The organism is Paenibacillus sp. OK076, from assembly GCF_900110055.1.
Taxonomy (GTDB): Bacteria; Bacillota; Bacilli; order Paenibacillales; family Paenibacillaceae; genus Paenibacillus.
This window is the reverse complement of record NZ_FOCH01000003.1, coordinates 230,454-250,162: the sequence shown is the minus strand read 5'-3', so window position 1 is coordinate 250,162 and position 19,709 is coordinate 230,454. Positions and strand designations below refer to the sequence as shown.

20 protein-coding genes and 1 pseudogene are annotated in these 19,709 nt (G+C 42.5%); 15 read left to right on the top strand and 6 right to left on the bottom strand.

Features of this window, described 5'->3' with window-relative positions; translation table 11 throughout:
* Window positions 1-88: 88 nt before the first annotated feature.
* Window positions 89-1,035 (top strand): annotated as a pseudogene (locus BMY78_RS23655) (helix-turn-helix transcriptional regulator).
* Window positions 1,036-1,141: 106 nt separating this feature from the next.
* Here BMY78_RS23655 and BMY78_RS23650 read toward each other — a convergent pair.
* From BMY78_RS23650 to BMY78_RS23630, 5 genes are all read right to left on the bottom strand, one after another.
* Window positions 1,142-2,173 carry an alpha/beta fold hydrolase gene (locus tag BMY78_RS23650; protein ID WP_090903823.1) on the bottom strand — a complete coding sequence of 344 codons (1,032 nt, stop codon included), beginning with the start codon at window positions 2,171-2,173 and terminating at the stop codon, window positions 1,142-1,144.
* A gap of 76 nt (window positions 2,174-2,249) precedes the next feature.
* On the bottom strand, window positions 2,250-2,456 hold the full coding sequence (locus BMY78_RS33810) for a DUF554 family protein (protein ID WP_090903822.1): 207 nt from the start codon (window positions 2,454-2,456) through the stop codon (window positions 2,250-2,252).
* A 16-nt stretch (window positions 2,457-2,472) separates the two neighbouring features.
* Window positions 2,473-3,795 (bottom strand): amidohydrolase family protein, encoded by a 1,323-nt coding sequence (locus tag BMY78_RS23640; RefSeq protein WP_090903821.1) that lies wholly within the window; start codon window positions 3,793-3,795, stop codon window positions 2,473-2,475.
* Window positions 3,796-3,991: 196 nt separating this feature from the next.
* Complete coding sequence (locus BMY78_RS23635; RefSeq protein WP_090903820.1) at window positions 3,992-4,603, bottom strand: TetR/AcrR family transcriptional regulator; 612 nt, start codon at window positions 4,601-4,603, stop codon at window positions 3,992-3,994.
* A 381-nt stretch (window positions 4,604-4,984) separates the two neighbouring features.
* Window positions 4,985-5,644: a hypothetical protein gene (locus BMY78_RS23630; RefSeq protein WP_090903819.1), complete on the bottom strand. Its 660-nt coding sequence runs from the start codon at window positions 5,642-5,644 to the stop codon at window positions 4,985-4,987.
* A gap of 285 nt (window positions 5,645-5,929) precedes the next feature.
* Here BMY78_RS23630 and BMY78_RS23625 point away from each other — a divergent pair, with 285 nt between their 5' ends.
* The 11 genes from BMY78_RS23625 to BMY78_RS23570 all read left to right on the top strand — a co-directional run bounded on the left by BMY78_RS23625 (window position 5,930) and on the right by BMY78_RS23570 (window position 16,036).
* The gene (locus BMY78_RS23625) at window positions 5,930-6,199 is read left to right on the top strand and encodes a hypothetical protein (RefSeq protein WP_090903818.1); all 270 of its coding nucleotides are present in this window, start codon (window positions 5,930-5,932) and stop codon (window positions 6,197-6,199) included.
* A gap of 199 nt (window positions 6,200-6,398) precedes the next feature.
* Window positions 6,399-7,436: an ROK family protein gene (locus tag BMY78_RS23620; protein ID WP_090903817.1), complete on the top strand. Its 1,038-nt coding sequence runs from the start codon at window positions 6,399-6,401 to the stop codon at window positions 7,434-7,436.
* Window positions 7,437-7,743: 307 nt separating this feature from the next.
* A complete protein-coding gene (locus BMY78_RS23615; protein WP_090904014.1) occupies window positions 7,744-8,943 on the top strand; it encodes an MFS transporter in 1,200 nt (399 codons plus the stop codon).
* Window positions 8,944-9,130: 187 nt separating this feature from the next.
* Complete coding sequence (locus tag BMY78_RS23610; RefSeq protein WP_090903816.1) at window positions 9,131-10,093, top strand: phosphatidylinositol-specific phospholipase C/glycerophosphodiester phosphodiesterase family protein; 963 nt, start codon at window positions 9,131-9,133, stop codon at window positions 10,091-10,093.
* Entirely contained in the window at window positions 10,080-10,778 is a 699-nt protein-coding gene (locus tag BMY78_RS23605) for a response regulator transcription factor (RefSeq protein WP_090903815.1), read from the top strand. Before BMY78_RS23610 ends, BMY78_RS23605 begins: the two co-directional genes overlap by 14 nt.
* Window positions 10,753-12,063, top strand: a complete 1,311-nt coding sequence (locus BMY78_RS23600) for a sensor histidine kinase (protein WP_218152285.1) — start codon at window positions 10,753-10,755, stop codon at window positions 12,061-12,063. Before BMY78_RS23605 ends, BMY78_RS23600 begins: the two co-directional genes overlap by 26 nt.
* Window positions 12,064-12,220: 157 nt before the next feature.
* A complete protein-coding gene (locus BMY78_RS23595) occupies window positions 12,221-13,072 on the top strand; it encodes an aldo/keto reductase (protein ID WP_090903814.1) in 852 nt (283 codons plus the stop codon).
* Between the two features lie 77 nt (window positions 13,073-13,149).
* A complete protein-coding gene (locus BMY78_RS23590) occupies window positions 13,150-13,398 on the top strand; it encodes a transcriptional regulator (RefSeq protein WP_090903813.1) in 249 nt (82 codons plus the stop codon).
* A gap of 33 nt (window positions 13,399-13,431) precedes the next feature.
* Window positions 13,432-13,920, top strand: a complete 489-nt coding sequence (locus tag BMY78_RS23585; protein ID WP_090903812.1) for an NUDIX hydrolase — start codon at window positions 13,432-13,434, stop codon at window positions 13,918-13,920.
* Window positions 13,921-14,478: 558 nt separating this feature from the next.
* A complete protein-coding gene (locus BMY78_RS23575; RefSeq protein ID WP_090903810.1) occupies window positions 14,479-14,934 on the top strand; it encodes a DinB family protein in 456 nt (151 codons plus the stop codon).
* Between the two features lie 109 nt (window positions 14,935-15,043).
* Window positions 15,044-16,036: a phosphotransferase enzyme family protein gene (locus BMY78_RS23570; RefSeq protein WP_090903809.1), complete on the top strand. Its 993-nt coding sequence runs from the start codon at window positions 15,044-15,046 to the stop codon at window positions 16,034-16,036.
* Between the two features lie 186 nt (window positions 16,037-16,222).
* Here BMY78_RS23570 and BMY78_RS23565 read toward each other — a convergent pair whose 3' ends face one another.
* Window positions 16,223-17,548, bottom strand: coding sequence for a hypothetical protein (locus BMY78_RS23565; protein WP_143067076.1), 1,326 nt, complete (start codon window positions 17,546-17,548; stop codon window positions 16,223-16,225).
* A gap of 386 nt (window positions 17,549-17,934) precedes the next feature.
* Here BMY78_RS23565 and BMY78_RS33510 point away from each other — a divergent pair, with 386 nt between their 5' ends.
* The 3 genes from BMY78_RS33510 (at window position 17,935) to BMY78_RS23550 (ending at window position 19,395) form a co-directional block, all read left to right on the top strand.
* On the top strand, window positions 17,935-18,321 hold the full coding sequence (locus BMY78_RS33510; RefSeq protein WP_256222346.1) for a hypothetical protein: 387 nt from the start codon (window positions 17,935-17,937) through the stop codon (window positions 18,319-18,321).
* Between the two features lie 100 nt (window positions 18,322-18,421).
* Complete coding sequence (locus BMY78_RS23555) at window positions 18,422-18,922, top strand: ClbS/DfsB family four-helix bundle protein (protein ID WP_090903807.1); 501 nt, start codon at window positions 18,422-18,424, stop codon at window positions 18,920-18,922.
* A 233-nt stretch (window positions 18,923-19,155) separates the two neighbouring features.
* Window positions 19,156-19,395: a winged helix-turn-helix transcriptional regulator gene (locus BMY78_RS23550; protein WP_371129191.1), complete on the top strand. Its 240-nt coding sequence runs from the start codon at window positions 19,156-19,158 to the stop codon at window positions 19,393-19,395.
* Window positions 19,396-19,709 lie beyond the last annotated feature (314 nt).

The window sequence follows — 19,709 nt, the reverse complement described above, 5'->3', positions numbered from 1 at the left end:
TTCCATTGCTTGAATTCACGAAACTAAAGGACCAGTTACTGTGATAGAATGAGTTAGGTTTGGATGATGAATGGTGGGGGCTTAGAACATGAACAAAACGGAGCGGCAGCTTGCTATTACGCTTGAATTGCAGAGAAGTAAGATGATCAGAGCTGAGGATCTGGCATCTCAATTTGAGACAAGTGTACGTACAATATATCGCGATATCCAGGCATTAAGTGAGGCTGGTGTTCCGATTATGGGAGCTCCGGGTCATGGTTATTCTCTAATGGAAGGATATTTCTACCCCCGGTAAGCTTCACGGCAGAAGAAGCTGTGTCCCTGCTCATGGGATCCGATTTTATCGAACAGAGATTGGATACAGAATATGCTATGCAGGCTAAGTCCGCTCAACGAAAGATTGAAGCGATTTTACCTGAAGTCGTTCGTAACGAATCAACACGTGTTCGTGAAACGATGCGACTGCTTCATGCGGCTGAACCTTTAACCAGAGCGAGCGTGAAAACATACCTTAACCAAATACGTAATGCCATTTTGGAGCAACGTAAAATCAGCTTCATGTACCTGAAAAAAATGCCAGGAACGGATGGCAATCGATATAACATGCGTGAGGTTTCTCCCTATGGACTCTCACTTGTTCAGGAGAATTGGATGTTGATTGCACGTTGTGATATGCGACAAGACATCCGTCATTTTCGTTTGTCACGCATGACTGAACTTTCCGTGCTGGAGGATCAGTTCCTTTTGCCGCCGGATTTTGATCTAAATAGTTATCGACCTCCTGACGACCGTAACGAACAAGTATTAATCAGGGCTAAACCTGAAATTGCTGACAAAGTTATGGAGGCAGTTCATTTTTATATGGATGCATTTGAGGAGCGGGAGGAAGGTGTTGTTTTTCATTTTCGTGTCCGTTATCCGGAGGAAATATTGCATTATTTACTTGGCTGGGGTGGGGATATCGAGGTCTTGGAGCCGGAGTCTTTACGCTTCCGAATGCAGGAAGTAGCCAAAAATATCTTGAGCCACTACTGACATACACCTTTCAGTAGTGGTTTTACGGATAATCAAATCCTCCACCGTTGATATTACATTTTCGAAGACGCTGGATTCCCAATGAAAGTCCTTTGATCACCTCGGTTCACTTGATAAAGGTATCTACCATCCAATCCAAAAATCTTTGCTTCTCTTCATAATGTGGGTAATGGGCCGAGTTATTATAGGCAATGAATTGCTTTTGATTTCCTTCAATCTGGTCAAAAAACACCTTGGCGGCATGGGATGAAGTCATTAAATCGTAATCTCCCATGACAAAATAAAAGGGAAGGTCCAGCTTCGTAATCAAGGAAGGCAAAGGACGGCTCATGGCTTCACTTATCAGTATTTCTTGCGAATAAATGATTCCTTTATTATAACGAATGGCATCCAGCATATTATATTCATGACTGAACGTCATTCCCAGAAAGCTGGTGTCAGGGCTGTCCATCAACCTTGATGTGCCCCCATAACGTTTAACGATATCTCGCGGCGTGAATGCCTGTCCTTGTTTGATCGGTTCATAGATCTGCTCCAACTGGTCTACGTCTTCATGATTATCAGCCAACTGGGCTTGCTCCATAACGTAATTCCATCCATCCATCTCGCTCTGTTGTGTATCTGCCATCTGCCCGATCCCAATGTAGGCTTCATATTTATCGGGTGCTCGATGCGCAGCAAGAGTTCCTATGTATGTTCCGTACGAATGACCCATCAGGATCACCTTTTTCTTCCCCAGACGTTGAGTAATATAATCCGTGACGGCCAGTGCATCTTCAACTAGCAAGTTAGCTGAGAGATTGGAATAATCCTCGAAAAAATGATAGGATTTGCCGCTTGCTCTCTGATCATAGTTCACAATCGTAAATTGAGATTCTAATAAATCTTGGACCTTTTTGGCGTACGGAAGTTCAGATGCACCGGGTCCACCGTGTAAATAAAGGATAACTGGGTTGTCTAGATCCTGCCCTCTGATCATGATTTCATGTCCCGTACCGTTGATTTTAACTTGTTCCAATACATGAATAGGGTTTGTTCCTTTTATTTTTGGCGTCCATGTTGGAAAGTGAAGAACTGCGAGTGATAGGGTTAGAGTCGTAATGCCAAGCCACAAACCTGTTTTTTTCATTTTGTTCATAGGATATGTCTCCTCTGGTTCAATGTCTTGAAGTGATTATTGTTCATAAACTCATAACTCTATCTTACTTGACTCGTCATTGATTCCAATCGTACGCCAGATTGAATTTGTTCTCAGTCTCAGGTTGGACATAAAAGACCTCACTAATGCCTATGATGAGTGCGCTGATCCCAATCACTTGATTGAGTCTGGACTTGTAACCGTCATTCATGAAGTTTTTGGAGATGGCCCAAAGGGTACTCCCGCATATAATGGAAAAACAATTGATCAGTATACCAAGCATGATTTCACTTCTGAATTCACCAAACTGAGTTTAGAACATCGTCGACTTCTTTGATTCTTGTGACAGATGGTGTTTGAATTAGATTTCCCTTGACCATGACCATAGAGATGTCAGACAAGGCTTCGATATGTTCCAGCGGATTTTGCTCCATCATAATCAGATCAGCATGTTTCCCGATATCCACCGTCCCTGTAACATCATCAACGCCTAAGATCTTCGCATTGGTTCGGGTCACCATGTCGATGACCTGTTTGTTGTTCAGGTTGGCCTGTCTCATGTAGTGGTCCATCTCTCTCCACATATCATAGTGAGTCACGTAAGGCATGGCGGCATCAGTGCCTATACCAACGGTGATGTCGTTTTCGATCGCTTGCTTGACGCCTTGGAGCATGGAATCGTAGACGAGTCTGGAATTCTCTTTTACCGTTGCACTTACCTTCGTTACGCTGGTATCCAGTGAGGCGGATGGATAAGCGGCTTGCAGGGTGGGGATGAGTGCGGTATAGCCATTCAGGGCATTGGGATTATTTTTGTACAAACGAATGATTTCGTCATCCATCTCCGAACCGTGCTCGATGGTATCGACGCCACCTTGTAACGCAACTCTTACGCCTTCCGTGCTCTCCACATGGGCTGCCACCCGCAGGCCAATCTTATGCGCTTCATCGCAGATCGCCGCAACTTCCTCCACCGTCATCTGTAAACGTCCAGCTTCGCCCACCATTTTCGCATCCGTCACGCCGCCCGTCACACAGATTTTGATCAGATCCACGCCGTGTTTCACATTGATGCGTACATTTTTTCGTGCTTCCCATGGAGAGTCGCCCTCCAGAGCCAGGAATGGAGCGCCATGTCCGCCTGTGACACTTAGGAAAAACCCGGAGACAAGCAGATTAGGGCCGACAAAGTCGCCGTTATTAATCTCATCCCGCAGCTGGACGTCCGTGTAAAAGAATTCCCCCACACTGCGCATCGTTGTTACACCTGCATGGAGTGCGGTCAGCGCGTTGCGTTTCATGCGTTTTTTCAAAACGTTTCTGCCGAACTTCGTGTTCAATATCCGATCATAGGCAAACTGCAACAAACCTTCACTGACCGAAAGACTGAATGGTTTACCATCTGCAAAGAGGTGCACGTGAGCATTAATCAGTCCAGGCATTACGTATTTACAAGCGAGGTCGATGGTTGTGTAGTGACTTGGGATATGCAACTCATGATCTCGGCCGATATCCTGAATGAGACCTTGCTCATTGACGAGAATGGTCATGTTTTTTTGCAGATTGCGGCTGGAGTCGCCGTGAATCAGATTGACGTTTTTTAATGCGTAAGCGGTGTTCATGTTGTGTTCCTCCTTAGAATGTGGGTGAGGTGAGTAGTTGGGGTAAAAAAGATACTCTTTTCAATAGTGAATAATTAATTCATTTTTAGGTTAAAAAAATAGGCTGATCTATGATGAAGTTTTTTGCGTGCAAACCAAGTGAAGTTGATCTGATCTGCACGCTTTGTCTATCCGGCATAAGTGATGAGATGGAGTGTTATTCGTTGAGACTCTTCATACCATACAGTCTGTATACATACAAAGCTTCGAAAATTTGCTTCCGGCTGTCTTCACTCATATCCCGCTTCAATAGATCCAGGTTCATGTCGATCACGTTGTGTGCGAGGATGTTCAGCAAGATCAAGTTCTCCTCGGTGCCAATCTCATACCGTTTATATTGATTCTTGAGATAGGCCTTCTTGGTTTCGATCATCAGCTCGACAAGCTCGTTCTTGGCGTTGGTGTAGATGGTGCCTTTATTCTTTTCAAAGATGATGACAATCTGATTCCGGTATTTCCGTAATACGTCCACCTGTTCCTGCAACAGCGCCGACTTTCGCTCGCTATCCGTTTCCTCGAACAAGGTCTGATTATCAAAGTGAATCGTCTCCACCAGCACATTTTTCAGATAATCCACTAGATCCGGCGGCACGACGGCGTAGAATAGTTCTTTCTTGTTCTTAAAATAAGTATAGATATTGCCCACGGAAATATTGATTTCATTCGCGATATCGCTCATCTTGGCATCCACATAGCCCTTTTCAAAAAAGACTTTGAGTGCCGCGTATTCAATCTCTTTCCTGACTTCGTCTTTCTTGGCTTGCACCATCGGGAACGACTCCTTAATAGTGAATGGATTATTCGTTATTAGGATAGACCTTTTTGAGGTGGGTGTCAAATAGGGGAGGAAATGCCAACAATAATGTAACAAATATGCTATCTAAGTTGTAGCTAAGTGGATATTTTTTATATTGTCGGACTCGAATACAAGAAAAATTAAGCAGCTTTATAAGTGAAACTTGAAGAACCTTGATGATTGTTACAATCAACAGAGTATCCAGAAGATTCTCCATTCGAGTGACAAGTATTAGGAGACTTATGTGCATATGCATTTATAGGAACAAGAGTTGATAAAAGAAGAGAAGTTATCGACAACTTTACTAGGAATTTTATCATAATCTATAACCCATTTCTTTCTCTTTGTTAATAATTATTTAGTTATTGATTCTATTCTCTTAATGAATGCTTCTTCGTTGAGCACTTGAGTGTTAGTCGTTTCATTGAGATTTAAAGTATGGTTGTTCTCAACATCATAAAGTTCTTTGTCAATATACCCTAATTTTTCAACAGTGTTATTTCTAATATTTTTATACATATTAGTATCTTCACCCAGTATCCAATAAAGGTTTGGATATTCTTCTGCCACAGAACCAACAGCTTTTTTCAAGAATAGAATATATTCTTCATTTTCTTGGAATAACGGATTATCATTAAACAAGACTTCACTATTACCTTGTTGCATGATACTAATAGTTTCTGATACTAGTGTAGGGTCACTTTTTTGTCTACTTAGAATTTGAGCATTAAATATACTTTTAGGCACGGGTTCGGTAAGTTCACCAAGGTTTTCACGTAATACTACTTTGACAATTAAATCTGCTTGTATAACCCCATCCTCGAAGGGAAAAACCTCTAGTTGACCTTTGAAGGTTTTCTTTTCATCCGTTTCTTGATTATTAATAGGTCCTGAAGTCTGGGCATCCCCATTAACGACTGATCCTGAATTCCTTTGATCAAGTGTACCTGAGTAAATCATTCCACCTGCCATTAAAGAGAGTATGACTGTTGAAAAAACTAATTTTTTATTCATAAAGCTAACCTCCAATCTAAATTTATGTACTTTCCAATAATTAGACGGTGGAACTTATAGAAATGTTTAACATTTTTATATAAAAAAATTTAATTAATGATTTTTAATAATACTTCATAAAGCCGCATGTGTAGCAGGCAAAACTTAAAGATTACTATAAATTCAGTCAAATAGATGATTATTTTAATAAACAATGATGTGAATAGGAATATACTGGTACGTTTACGCGTACCACATCTGTTCTATAGTTATGTTACCCTCTCCTTAACAAAGGAGAGTGGTGACATGACAAGTACAAACAGCGAAGACCTGAATTCGCAGTACGCACAACTCATCAAACAAGAAGACGATTACGTCGATCAACTGGTCACATGCAACAAACTCATATTGGACGCCATGGACATCATCGCAAAGCAGGCAGGTGTGCTAGACATGAGTACCGTGAAGCAAGCAGCATATCACCTTCATTCCATGGAACAGGATCTGAACCGAAAGTTATTTAAAGTCCGGCTGGAGAAGAGCATCTTGGCCCATCAACTAAGCCAGTCTACATAAAACCACCTTAACCAAAGGACAGCGCAGGATCGTAACCAATGATCTTCTACTGTCCTTTTGCCTTCCCATCCAAACGTTTTCCTCTCCCAATTAAGCATTGACTTTCCTCCCAAATCCCCCTACACTTCAATTATTAAAACACTTTTAAAAACATTCATTGAATGGTTCGAAATGAACGAAAGGAGGCATATAACTTACCATGTTACCCACATCACACAACACCCAGCAGGTGAAGCGCATTAACGTTGAACTGGTCAAGAACACGCTCCGATCCATGGGCGTAGGCACGAAGGCTTCCATCGCGAACCTGACCAAACTTAGCGTAGCGACATGCGGCACGATCCTGAACGAATTACTCCAAACGGGTGAGATTATCGACTTGGGTCCAGATGAATCGAGCGGTGGAAGACCGGCGAGTAGGTATCAGTTTAATGCAGACTACGCCAGCGTACTTTGCCTGATTATTCGAACAGAGGGCGGCATTCACTCAATCACACATACATATGCCAATCTGAACGGAGAGATGGCGGACGAACAGACACTCTTTTTGGATGAGATTAATGTCCCGGTGGTAGAGGATCTAATTGCAAACCTGATTGAAAAACACCACAATGTGCAGGCGATTGGTATCGGCATACCTGGTGTGGCACACAACGGCGTTATTGGGATTTGCGATGTACCGGAGCTGATGTATCAGCCACTCGGGCCAAGGCTCAAGGAACAATATGAAGACGTGGAAGTGGTCATTGGCAACGACATGAACCTCACGGTCTATGGACTGTATAACCAGCAGCAATTTGAGGAAGAGAAGAACTTTGCGGTGGTGACGTTTCCAGAGAACCATTTTCCGGGTGCAGGATTTATCATTGATGGTCGGCCGCTGACCGGGAATACGCAATTTGGGGGCGAGGTGTCCTTCTTACCTTTTGGCGTGTCACGGGAAGAGCAGCTGCGAATGTTGAAATCGACGGAAGGGTTGCAGGAACTCGTCACAAAGACGCTGATCTCCATCATTGCAATTATTAACCCGGCAGCGATTGTTGTTACGGGCGATACAATGGACCCGGCTATGCGGGATGACCTGTTACAAGGCTGTCTGGATCACCTGATCCCACAGGAGCATATGCCGGAGTTAATCATCCAAAGAGACACTCGGCGCGAATATGTGACTGGGCTAGTCGCGGTAACGCTAGAGAGCCTGACCTACCGCATTCAGGTGGTTGAGAAGCAGTGGTAAAGGAAAAAGGAGCTTTTACGAGTATTCTATTTTTAGGAATAAAGATTAACCATGTTACCTATCTCAAATGTACAAATCATTGATGCGATAACGGAGAGGGCAGAACCAATCTGAAGAACGCCTTTATCACTGTATTTTCACCTTTAGGAACGATTCAAAAAAATACAGGGATAACAGCGGTCGGAAGATGGTACTGCAATCGTAGTTATAACGTGCAATCATTTTCCTGAACACAATGGAGGAACTTATTTTGAATCAGCAAGCAGGTAAACAAGGCAACAAACGAAAGTTCAACAAGCTGTACGCCATGCAACTGGCAACGATCTTTCTGGGATTTATCGTATTTGGTATATCGGAAAATATTAAGGGGCCGGCCATTCCGCGCATTCAATTCGACTTCAATCTGGATGAGAAACAGCTCGGGACGTTATTGTCCCTGAATGCATTGGGTTACCTGATCGCCTGCTCCTTCACGGCTATTCTGGTTCGCAAATGGGGCATCAAGGCGGTTAGCATCATATCGTTTGCATCGATGATCCTATCGGGTGTGTTCATTTATGTGTCTCATACCTATCCACTCTTTGCTTCATCGTACTTCTTCATGTACATCGGTAACGGCATGCTGGAGATTGCCCTGGCGATTCTGGGTGCTCGGATCTTTGTAAAAAACACAGGTACGATGATGAACCTGTCCCATTTCTTCTATGGGTTGAGTTCAACGGTGGCGCCTTTGCTGGCGACAGGGGTAATGTCCTTGAACGTGTTCGGACACGTACTGGATTGGCGCGGCATGTATTTGGTGATGTTGTCGCTCTGTCTGCTGCCGATCATTGCGGCACTGCGCAGCAAGTTTCCGGGGGACGATCTTCCTCATGAAGATCGGACTTCACTGAAGACGTTAACACGTGATCCTGCCCTTTGGTTGATGGTGCTCATTCTTTCTTTTGGCGTGGTATCGGAGCTGGCGGTTGGGGGTTGGCTCGTTAACTTCCTGGAGAAAGCCTATACGTGGGACACGGTCAAAGCCTCCGGGTTATTATCTGCGTTCTTCCTCACGTTCTCGCTGGGCCGCCTGCTGCTTGGACCATTGACGGACCGGATCGGATTTGTATTGTCGCTGATTCTGTTCTCGGCTTTCTCGGGAGTGTGTACGTTCGTGGCGCTTGCAGGGGGAGAGCGTCTTGCGATTTTCTTTGCGATATCTGGCGCGGGCATAGCGATGATCTATCCTACAGTTATGGCGTTTATCGCACGCAGATATCCAAACGGCAGTGACACCGCGATTACTTTCACGGTTACCCTGATGGGAGTTGGTAGTGTCATCGGTAACTATGTGATTGGCTGGGTCATTGAAGGTGTGAAGCATATGTATGGGGCAACCACTCAGTTAGGGCTGCTGCGCGGACTTCAGGCGGGATATGGATTCATTGGTTTATGTGCAGTGATCTGTGCGGTATCTGGCGTAGTGTTGTATGTGTATTTGAAGCGGAAGCAGGAACTGATTTAGTTATCATTCTAATGGATATGAATAGCGCAAGATGGTATGGGAATCCTCGTTTTGGCAAACGGGGATTCTTTTTTTATATGGATTTCAATGTATACAAACTTCATAAATTCATTCGTTTTTATACCAGTCCTTCTTCATTTGAGTCTTGTAGTATGACTTACATCGGGATAACAAAGGGGCAGAACGAATGAAGAAAACGATTATGTTAAGCTTATTCATAGTCATTACGGCTGGAATAATCTGGTGCAGCTGGGGCTTTGTTTGGTCAGGTCAGAATCAGCCTGCCTCTACAGCTGGCACCAGCGGCTGGCAGGGAAATAGGCTTATTGCGCATGCATTTGGTGGAGTCAACGGCGCTAGCTACACAAATTCTTATGAGGCATTTATAACCAATTACAATAGAGGGTACCGTTTGTTCGAGGTTGATCTTGTGCAGACGACGGACAGGGAGCTTGTAGCCAGACATGATTGGTCTGACAGGCTACAGCCGGATTTGGCCGCTCATCGCGGACAAAACGTAACAACGCTTCAGTTTGCAAACTCGCTTATCATGGGCAGATTCCACCCTCTTACACTGCCGGACATACTGCAACTGATGCAGCAATATCCTGATTTCGACTTAATCGTGGATACGAAAGCAGGCAGTAAAGAGCAAATTCAGCAGCAGTTTACGCATCTAGTCAATGAGGCGCACCGTACGGATCCTGCACTGCTCAACCGGATTATACCTGAAATTTTCAGCCCGGAAATGTATGACACGGTTATGGGAATCTACCCCTTTCCAAACAAAATGTATTCACTTTACAAAACTGGCGCCTCTGCCGAAAGTATTGTAGAATTCGTAAGGGACAAACATTTGACAGCGGTTGCCATGCCCGTATACCGTGTGTATCTCAACCCCAATCTAGTTCCAGCACTAAATAAGTTTGGGGTTAAAAGCTATGTTCACACCGTCAATCGCAGACCGGTTATGCAGATTCTGGACAGATTCGGGGTGCATGGATTTTACACGGATCAGGAAGAATCACCGGAAGAGCTGATGCTTGCAGACGTTCCCTCCGGCCATGTTGATTTTCCGGGATACATGAGTTCCGGATGGGCAAGTATAAGAAATATTGTGATGAAGGTGAGAAATAATGGATATAAATAACATTCTTGTTGTAGACGATGAACCGGAAATTCGAGAAGCGCTCGTTATTTACTTGAAAAGCGATGATGTGGATGTATTAACGGCCTCTAACGGATTGGAGGCGCTGGAAATCCTAGAACAAGAAACAATTCATCTTATTATCATGGACAACATGATGCCACAGCTCGATGGAATTAAAACGACATTTAAAATTCGTGAAAACAAAAATATACCGATCATTATGCTTTCCGCCAAATCGGAAGATAGCGACAAGATTTTGGGACTCAACGTTGGGGCCGATGACTATATTACGAAGCCGTTCAATCCGCTAGAGCTGATCGCTAGAGTCCGATCTCAGCTGCGTCGGTTTACGAATTTAGGTTCCTTCCAGTCAAACGGGGAAGAGATCATTCAAGTAAGAGGACTCGTGCTGAACAAAAGCTCGAAGACTGTTGAAGTGGATGGAGAGGACGTCAGACTGACCGCGAAGGAATACAAAATTTTGGAGCTGTTGTTGGAGAACAAGGGTAGAGTTTTTTCAATTGAAGAGATTTATGAGCGCGTGTGGAATGAACCGATCTTCGCTTCAGAGAATACGGTTGCCGTACATGTGAGAAATATTCGTGAAAAAATTGAGATCAATCCCAAAGACCCAAAATATTTAAAGGTGGTATGGGGAATTGGATACAAAATCGAGAAAAAGTAAAGCAGATCGAAAGGTTGGAATCGACCTTATTGTCATAATTGTTGCCGCGATCTTATGGAGCCTCATACTCATAAGCGAGTATTCATACGTGGGGTTGAGTCTGAGCTATTCAACTTCAAGTTTCATCCAGGCACTGCTTGCCTTTACGATTCTTTGCTTGCTGGTGAGCAGACTGTTTCTTTATTTTAAGGCACCCCTTAGTAGGCGTTCCTTCTGGCATGGCAGTGTGCTGATGGATTACTTTCATTTTTGGAGAACTGGTCTTAGAGCCAGTCTGCAGAACTGGAGACTAACGTTAGGCCTCATCGTTATGCTTCTGCTAACCGCGATAGCCGGTATTTGTGTTTGGCAGGCAGCCACATATTACTACGAACGTGACTGGCACATACTTTATGTATTGCTGTATGTGCTTTTCCTGGTTCCGTATATACTTTCCAAGATTAGACGCTTTATCGCGATCATCAACGGGAGCAAAGAAATTGCCGAAGGGAATATTCAAAATGCAATTCAAGATACCGGGAAAGACGCCCTATCTGAACTTGCTGGCTATATTAACAATATGAAAGCCGGATATCAAAGCGCGCTGGAGAAGCAAATGAAAAGCGAACGGTTAAAAACTGAACTGATTACCAACGTATCGCATGATTTGAAGACCCCGCTTACTTCTATTATCAACTATGTCGATTTATTAAAAAAAGAAGATCTGTCTACGGAGACAACCCGAGCCTATATTGAAACCCTGGACCGGAAGGCGCTACGGCTGAAGCTGTTGATAGAAGACCTGTTCGAAATCTCAAAGATGGCCAGCGGTACAGTAGAGCTGGATATGGAGTACGTCGATGTCGCAACCTTGTTAACACAGGCGATTGCCGAGTCCAATACCAGTATGGGACAAGCGTCGCTCGTGATTCGGGAGAGGATCGCGAAATTCCCGATCCATGCACATTTGGACGGCAATAAAATTTGGCGTGTCTTCGAAAATTTAATTGGCAACGCGCAGAAATATTCGCTTCCAGGAACCAGAATTTATATTTATTTGGACGAGTCTGATGATATGGTATTATTTAAAATTCAAAACACAGCTGCGTATGAAATTGATTTTGCTGCGGAAGAATTGTTCGAGCGTTTCAAAAGAGCAGACGTATCTCGCCAGACAGAAGGCTCCGGACTAGGGCTGTCCATTGTGAAAAGTATCGTTGAGCTGCACGGCGGGGAGATCAAAATTGAAATTCATGGCGATCAATTCAACGTTATTTTGCATTTGCCCAAGCAGCGCTTAATTTAAACGTCATAAAACTAAGTTAACCCTCAATGCTCCTTTTCAGGATGCATGAGGGTTAACTTATCTTCAGGCTCTCTTCCAGCTCAAGCATTCATTGTGATCGGTGAACAAAGAATATTATTATGCGAATAAGTTTTCATTATTGTTAGGAGGTTAGTAGATGCTATATCGTAAGCTAGGTAACACGGAAGTAAGCATTCCTGTTATAGGCCAAGGGACATGGAAATATGGTGAAGATAAGCAGAAAGAAAAAGAGGAAGTAGAGGCGTTGCATTTTGGTATTAGGAATGGACTTACTCTGATTGACACTGCCGAAGAATATGGGAATGGTGGAGCAGAGAAAATTGTTGGTCAAGCCATCCATGGTATTAGAGATGATGTTTTTCTTGTGACTAAAGTCTCTGCAAAAAATTGTTCTTACAAAGGTGTCCTTAGAGCGGCAGAGGCAAGTTTAGAACGTTTAAAAACAAGTCATATTGATTTGTATTTACAGCATTGGCCTAGTCAACAACATGATGTTTCAGAGACGATGGGGGCCATGGCTGAATTAGTTAATAAGGGATTAGTCAAATATGTCGGGGTGAGTAACTTTAGCATTCAATTAATGAAAGAAGCTCAGTACCATTTAAGAAATGTGCCTTTGATATGTAATCAAGTACCGTACCATTTAAACGATAGAAGCATAGAGAATCAGATTTTACCCTTTGCAGAAGAGAATGGGATCACAATTATGGGATATTCACCATTTGGATTTGCTCCTCATTTACATACATTTGGTATGAAAGGTTTTCCTGAAGTGGGCTCAATAGAAAGAAATATACTCGACACAATAGGGGACAAGTACGGTAAAACAGCATATCAAGTTGCATTAAACTGGGTGTTAAGACAGCAAGGATTAGTTACGATCCCAAAAGCTGCGAACAAGAAACACATTGTTGATAATCTAAATGCCTTAGGATGGGAATTAGAAAAAGATGATATAGACCAGATTGAGAATCACTTTTCATTGTAAAAAAAGGAAGTATATTCACGCTGGCAATGGATTACGCTTAAGGTTAAATATGTTCTTATAAGGGAGGTCATCGTTTCTTGAAATTTGAATTAGGGCGTTGCTTACTGAATGAACGATTGAAGGAATCCGGAAAGTCAGCGGAATGGCTGGCAAAAGAATTACTTTTTAAACCGGAACGAGTTTACGACTTTATTGAAAACAAAAGAGTAATGCCACTCAAAATTGCCATATCAATCGCTGCTTCCATCGGTTGTGATGTTCGTGCCTTGTATGAATTAATTCCGAATGATACAAAGGCAGGGAAGTACGGGAATCATGTGGAATAAATATACAACTTTATCTTATTTGGAGGTTGTAAAATGGGGTTCCCGACACATATTGTATCTGCAGGCGGAATTGTAGAAGATGGAACTGGAAATATCCTTTTAGTAAAAGCCCATGACGACGGTTGGGTGTATCCTGGTGGGATAACTGAAGTTGGAGAAAATCTGATTGATGGTGTCATTCGTGAAATCAAAGAGGAAAGTGGAATAGACGCCACGGTTAGCCATTTAATTAGTGTTGTTTCGAATACAGCAATCCATAAGTGGTATGACGGTGTGACTGATGTCCCTACCAAGGTCATGTTTGATTTCGTATGTAAAGCTGTGGGTGGAGCGTTAGCTACTTCTAATGAAACGAGCGAATGCAGGTGGGTTCCAAAGGAACATGTTCTGGATTTGATTACTTTACCTGGAATCCGCATGCGTTATGAAGCTTATTTGAACTTTAATGGCTCTGTGAATTATATGGAGTATGTCACTGCGTCAACGACAGAATTTAATGTCAAGCTTCAAAGGAGTGTTTAGTTGTACGAGGGATCGTGTATTGAACTAACGGGAAACGAGAAAAAATGAGGAGGCAACCAATACATAATGGTCAATGATCTATACCGAAAAATGGGTCCTTTCCTTTTAAAGAAGAATCTAGTTCAGTTAGCATCTCAGTTTTTTATTTCGGCGTTAATCGGAGTTATATATACATTTATGATCATTGATGAAACTATAGGTGGATATATTCATGAAGTATTACCGAGTAAGGATGGACCGAATCTTCATCAATATTTGCCCATTGTGATCACTGTGTTAATTTACTCGTGCTTCATTCAAAGAAAAGAAAGAATTTTTATAGAAAAAATCTCATTCAGTTGTCTTCATATTTTGATTGCAATACTAAGCTGTATTTCTTCTCTTATCGTTATAATGATGGTTCAATTCCCATTGATGTAACTAACTAAATTATTCAACTAACGGGCAGGCTAGTTCACGGCACTATGCTTATGCGAAACAAATTAAAAGCTTCATTGATGAAACTATCAGATGGCAACAGGTTAAATTAATCAACGAGACGAAGAGGGGGAAATCGAAATGAAGACGATCAAGTGTATGATGGACCACCTTTACTGGGCAGACGGACGCATCTTGGACGCGCTGGAAGAGAGTGAGACGAAGAATATGGACCTTCTGAAACTCGTTCGGCACGTTGCGGTCGCGGAACGAGTCTGGCTGTCTCGATTGCAGGGCAAGGGCAGTGCGCAGTATTCGTTGTGGGAGGAAGCGGAAGAGCTGACGGCGATCCGGACGATGTTCAAAGAAAACGCTGAGCAATATCGCGTCTATATCGAAGGGCTTGAGGAATCTGAGTTGAACGAAATAATCGACTACGCGAATCAGAGCGGGGTTTCATACCGAACATCCGTCCGGGACATCCTGTTGCAGGTCCTCTTACATGGGCAATATCACCGGGGACAGATCAATCGGGCACTTCGGATCGAATCGATAGAGCCTGTCCAAGTCGATTACATCACGTTCGCGAGGCTCTAACGGGGCCTAATCTTCACTATTACTTGGAATGAGATTGGCATTGAACTTTTATTGTCATTTTATTAAGCGAGTTAGGCCATAAATTAATCTTTATTACTAAGGAGAACTAATGGACCCCAAAATAAAATTATTGTTCTTGGACGAACATGCCTCAGAAGGCGCCGCGCGTTATGGGGTCAGCCAAGAGGAACTCACTTTCATTGGAGGTTTTCAAAACTTTATTTATTCCTATAATCGCGATGAATTGAAATATATTCTCCGTTTCACTCCAAGCACTCTTCGCACATCGGAAGTACTAGTAGCAGAAATAGATTGGATTCGTTATCTTTCAGAGAGTGGTATATCAGTGTCAGAACCGATTTCTTCAATTAATGGAGAGTATTACGAATTAATTCAAGGAAATTCAATTGATTTTTACGTAACCTCCTTTAAATATGCACCAGGCCGTAAAATCGGATATCCAGAATGTCTAGGTAATTCTATACTTTATGAAGAGTGTGGACGTATAACGGGCCGTCTTCATAAATTAGCGAAGCTTTACAAGCCTACCAAAGCCAAAAGGCACACTTGGGAGTTTAATGAATACCTTTTACGAGCCGAGGATTATTTGCCGTCAGAATTTCGACCAATCCTTATTGCTCTTGATGAACTTAAAGGACAATTGGCGAGTCTGCCTGTTAATGCGGATAATTTTGGTTTGATCCACGGAGATATTAATGTAGGAAACTTCACGATCGATGAAGCTGGGGGATTAACTCTCTTTGACTTCGACGAGTGCCAGTACAGTTGGTATGTCGAGGATATTGCTATCCAGCTGTATTACTTGCTATATGTATTCGGAGAAGATTCGAAGTTCGAACGAAAGGAACAGTATGAACTTTTCATAAAGCACTTCGAGTTAGGCTATACAGAGGATGGCCGAAGAATGCCAGACAACTGGAAGGATTTGTTGAAGCTTTTCCTTAGACTTCGCGAAATCATTGTGGTTGTCGGTATGCATCGGAGCTGGGATTTAAGCAAACCAGATGATTGGACCCGCGATTTCTTGCAGGATAGTAGAATGAGGATTACTAAAGGTATCTCGTTGATCGATGAGTTATGAACCACTAAAATGGGGGGATACTCATTGAGCTAACGGTAATGATAGCTTAATAAAACCAAGAAAGCAGCTGACCAACGTGATCGGCTGCTTTTTGTTCAACTAACGGACAGAATAGTTGAATTAAGTGGTACATTGAGAAGGCTACCTGCAGCGAGGTGGTCGTGGGGTTGCCTAGTTTTGTTGTGGTTACAAGCGGTAATTGATGCCTTCGTAAGCGCCTGTGAGGGCGTTTATGTACACGTGAGAAACGCCTTCGATTCCAGTGACAGAAAATGCGTATACAAGCTTGCTGTTGTGGATCTCCAGCTTTGGATTACCCGAGACGATTACTTTTGGTCCGAGATTTTCAGAGGCTTGCTTCGCTGTCAGTTTCGGGTGAAGTGGAAAGGTTTTATTGTAATTGTAAAAATAATTATACGCATCAAAGCTCTTTAGCGCACCAGTACGGCGATCAAACTCCCATAAGACTTGCATTTGCGGAATGGAAACTTGCTCCCGAACCGGTATATAAGTGATATGAATTGAGGTACCTTTTATTTCTTTTGCTACTATTATCAGACGTTCGTCAGACCAACGCGCCATCCAGGTGTCTGCAACCGTGATAGCCTGCTTTAAGTCCATAGATTGCTCCACAGCCTCTTCTTCGGAGGTCGAGCCGTCGCGTGTCACTTGGAGCACGTGTCCGCTTTTACTCAGTGTTGCAATATAGGAGCTGGTTGGTCTTCCAGCGGTGTCTGATAACTTAAAATCCATGACTTCTCCTAATTGGGGGCTGCTCCCGCCTGAGACCATGTTGACGATTTGCTTACCTGCTCCTGTATTCCAAGCTTCGCCCATGAAGATTTTCGCTTTGGCCGCAAGCTCCGTAGCCTTATAAGTGGGTTCACCGGCGAAAACGGTTCCTGGCTTCGGAGGTGCGTAAGGATTCTGATTGTACACGAACTCGTTAAAGGCTTTATTGCCGTACGTGGAGACCGAGTCGAGTTGAGACAAGGCCTCTTCCATTTCGGTCGAGATCCGTTCTATATCCGATAAAGAAGTACCATCGCCTTTCTCTCTCATCAGATCAAGATATGGTAGGGCGGTCCTCACGAACTTTCTCAGACGCTGAATTTGGTCTAATTGATCCGGGTTGAGCGAAATTTCCTTCTCGTTGGCGGGATAGGCCAAGTAGCGGCTGCCGTTCGTGATAAACGATTCGTACGCTGGCCAAGATTGAAAGTTCGTTGTAGCGGATGCACTCCTTACTAATTGCAATATAAGATTGGCATTTTCAATCGCAGATTGAAGTGCTACTTGCCGATCTGCAAACTTAGGTGCCGCAAGGGACTCCGCAAGCGCATAGTCGAAATTGCGCAAGTAGATCGATTGCATATGCGACCAGTATTGCGTATTGCGCTGTTGTTGCTGCTCCCATTGTCGATTATTCTGATGCTCCGTATAACTGAAATACGTGCCCGCTAATGTCGTCGCGCAGAGCAGACCAATGATGGATTTGGTAAGAACATTCATGTCTATTAAAGCTCCCGTCTTTGTGTTCATAATGCTTATCCACTTTAACAAAGATGAGAACACAGTTTAATGAGTAAATATTGCCAATGCAAATCGCTAGCCCGGTGATCAATTCTGCACGCATGAGGCTGATGAAAAGTACATTAGAGGTGGAAATAAGAGGATTTATATTTAATGAACGTGGAGAGAAAATTAACATAAATGGAATCGAAAATTCAAACTAACGGAAAACGAAAGCAATTAGGGCTGCCACCTTACATGGGGGCCTATTTTATATTTGACTTTAAGTAGACTATGAAAGTGGAATGACTTATACCCTTGAAATAGAGCAACAAATTCGATATAAATCCGTTGTAGTATGAGAGAGGTGATATGATGTGACAAACATGAGTAGTTGGATCTTAATTTTGGTATTATTATCTTTAAGTGAAGAAGAGGATAAACCCTCCCACTATATTGCTTCTGGGGGCGCAACGGTACAGCAACCCTTTTCAATAAATCCGGAATTTGTACATATAAAACTTCTAATGAAGAACAATAGTAGACACGAAGTCAATGTTAGTTTAACGCACTTAGATACTAGTACAGTGTATTTCGCTAGAACGATTGCTGTCGGGGAATCTCTAGATTGGATAAATATTAATGAAGGTTTCACGCAAGGCATGCGTACTGGAGACTACTTGCTTCAATGGAGCGGTGGCGGTTATAGGGTTGAGGGGGAAGTATGGGGATCAGCTGGTTCAGACCCGGATACTGCTCCTCTATCTTATTGAACTAACGGGCAGGTTAGCGTAAAAACAGTTTATAAAATGATACGTATCAGAATGAATATTCATATGTTAATATACCGGATAAAAGGAGGTATTTGTAACAGTGACTCAAAATGAAAAAGAAACTTTATTATTAAATAGCGACATGAATTTTAAATCAATGCTTGCAATAATCGAATCTGTACCCAGAAGCAAAAGGAGTAGTTCTGTTGAAACTGAGGAGAGAGATAAGAATTTTCGGGATGTATTGATGCATCTATATGAATGGCATGCCATGCTTGAGAGGTGGTATAGAGAAGGTATGGACGGTGATATTCCTTTTATGCCGGCAGCTGGTTATAAATGGAGTGCGATTAAAATACTTAATATGAAAATATGGGAAAAATATCAAGATGTAACATTGAATCAAGCTATAAAAAAATTGAAATTAAGCCATGAAAGAGTGATGGAATTAATTAAATTACATACAAATGAAGAAATCATGACAAAGAAATACTATAAATGGACCAAAACAAGTAATTTATACAGCTATTTTGCAGCAAACACTTCAAATCATTACATTTGGGCTATACAAAAATGCGAAGCTATCGCAAAGTCCATATAAAGTTCAACCACAAATATGTTGATGAATAATACAGAGAATATAAGGAGAAGGAGCATTTTTATTGGAAAAAACAATTTTTTGATATTAACACATATGGATTACCCAAAAAAGACTTAAATAGTATCAGGAGCGCTACGCTTCAAGCTAATTCAACTAAAGGAAAATAATAGCGTTATAAAACAAAGAAAGCAGCTGATCAAACGATCGGCTTCTTTGTTCAATAAACAGGGAGCATAGTCGACATTTTATCCGAAAAATCGGTCAGATTTAATGAACTTAAACAATTAATACCAGGGATTTCACAACGGATGTTGACTTTACAACTCAGGGAACTCGAGGCGGATGGAATTGTGAAGAGGATAGTAGATGACACTGTGCCACCCAAAGTAGAATACTCCCTCACTGAACAAGGAAATAAATTGTCGAGTATCATCGATTCTATAAGAGTATGGGGAAAAGAGTTTCTATCCTAAGTCTGCGATCGGGAAGTCTTAGTGGATACCCTTGTCGGAAAACAAATCGTAGGCGTCGTCCATTTTCCACCGCGCCGCATAGCCGGATTTCGATCTACCCAACGGAACGCAAATCAGATAATAAAGGCAAAACCTACCGTGCAAGGCGAAAGCCTTACGGTGGGTTTTAGTTTCTTAAATAACCCTGTATGATTTGTTATTACCACCCTTTCTTGGAATTGTTCTCGTACTTATATGGACGTTTTAGAAATTTTCATATTTGAGGTCGTTAAGCTAACGGGAAACGATAGTTCGATAAAAAAGTCGACTAATAT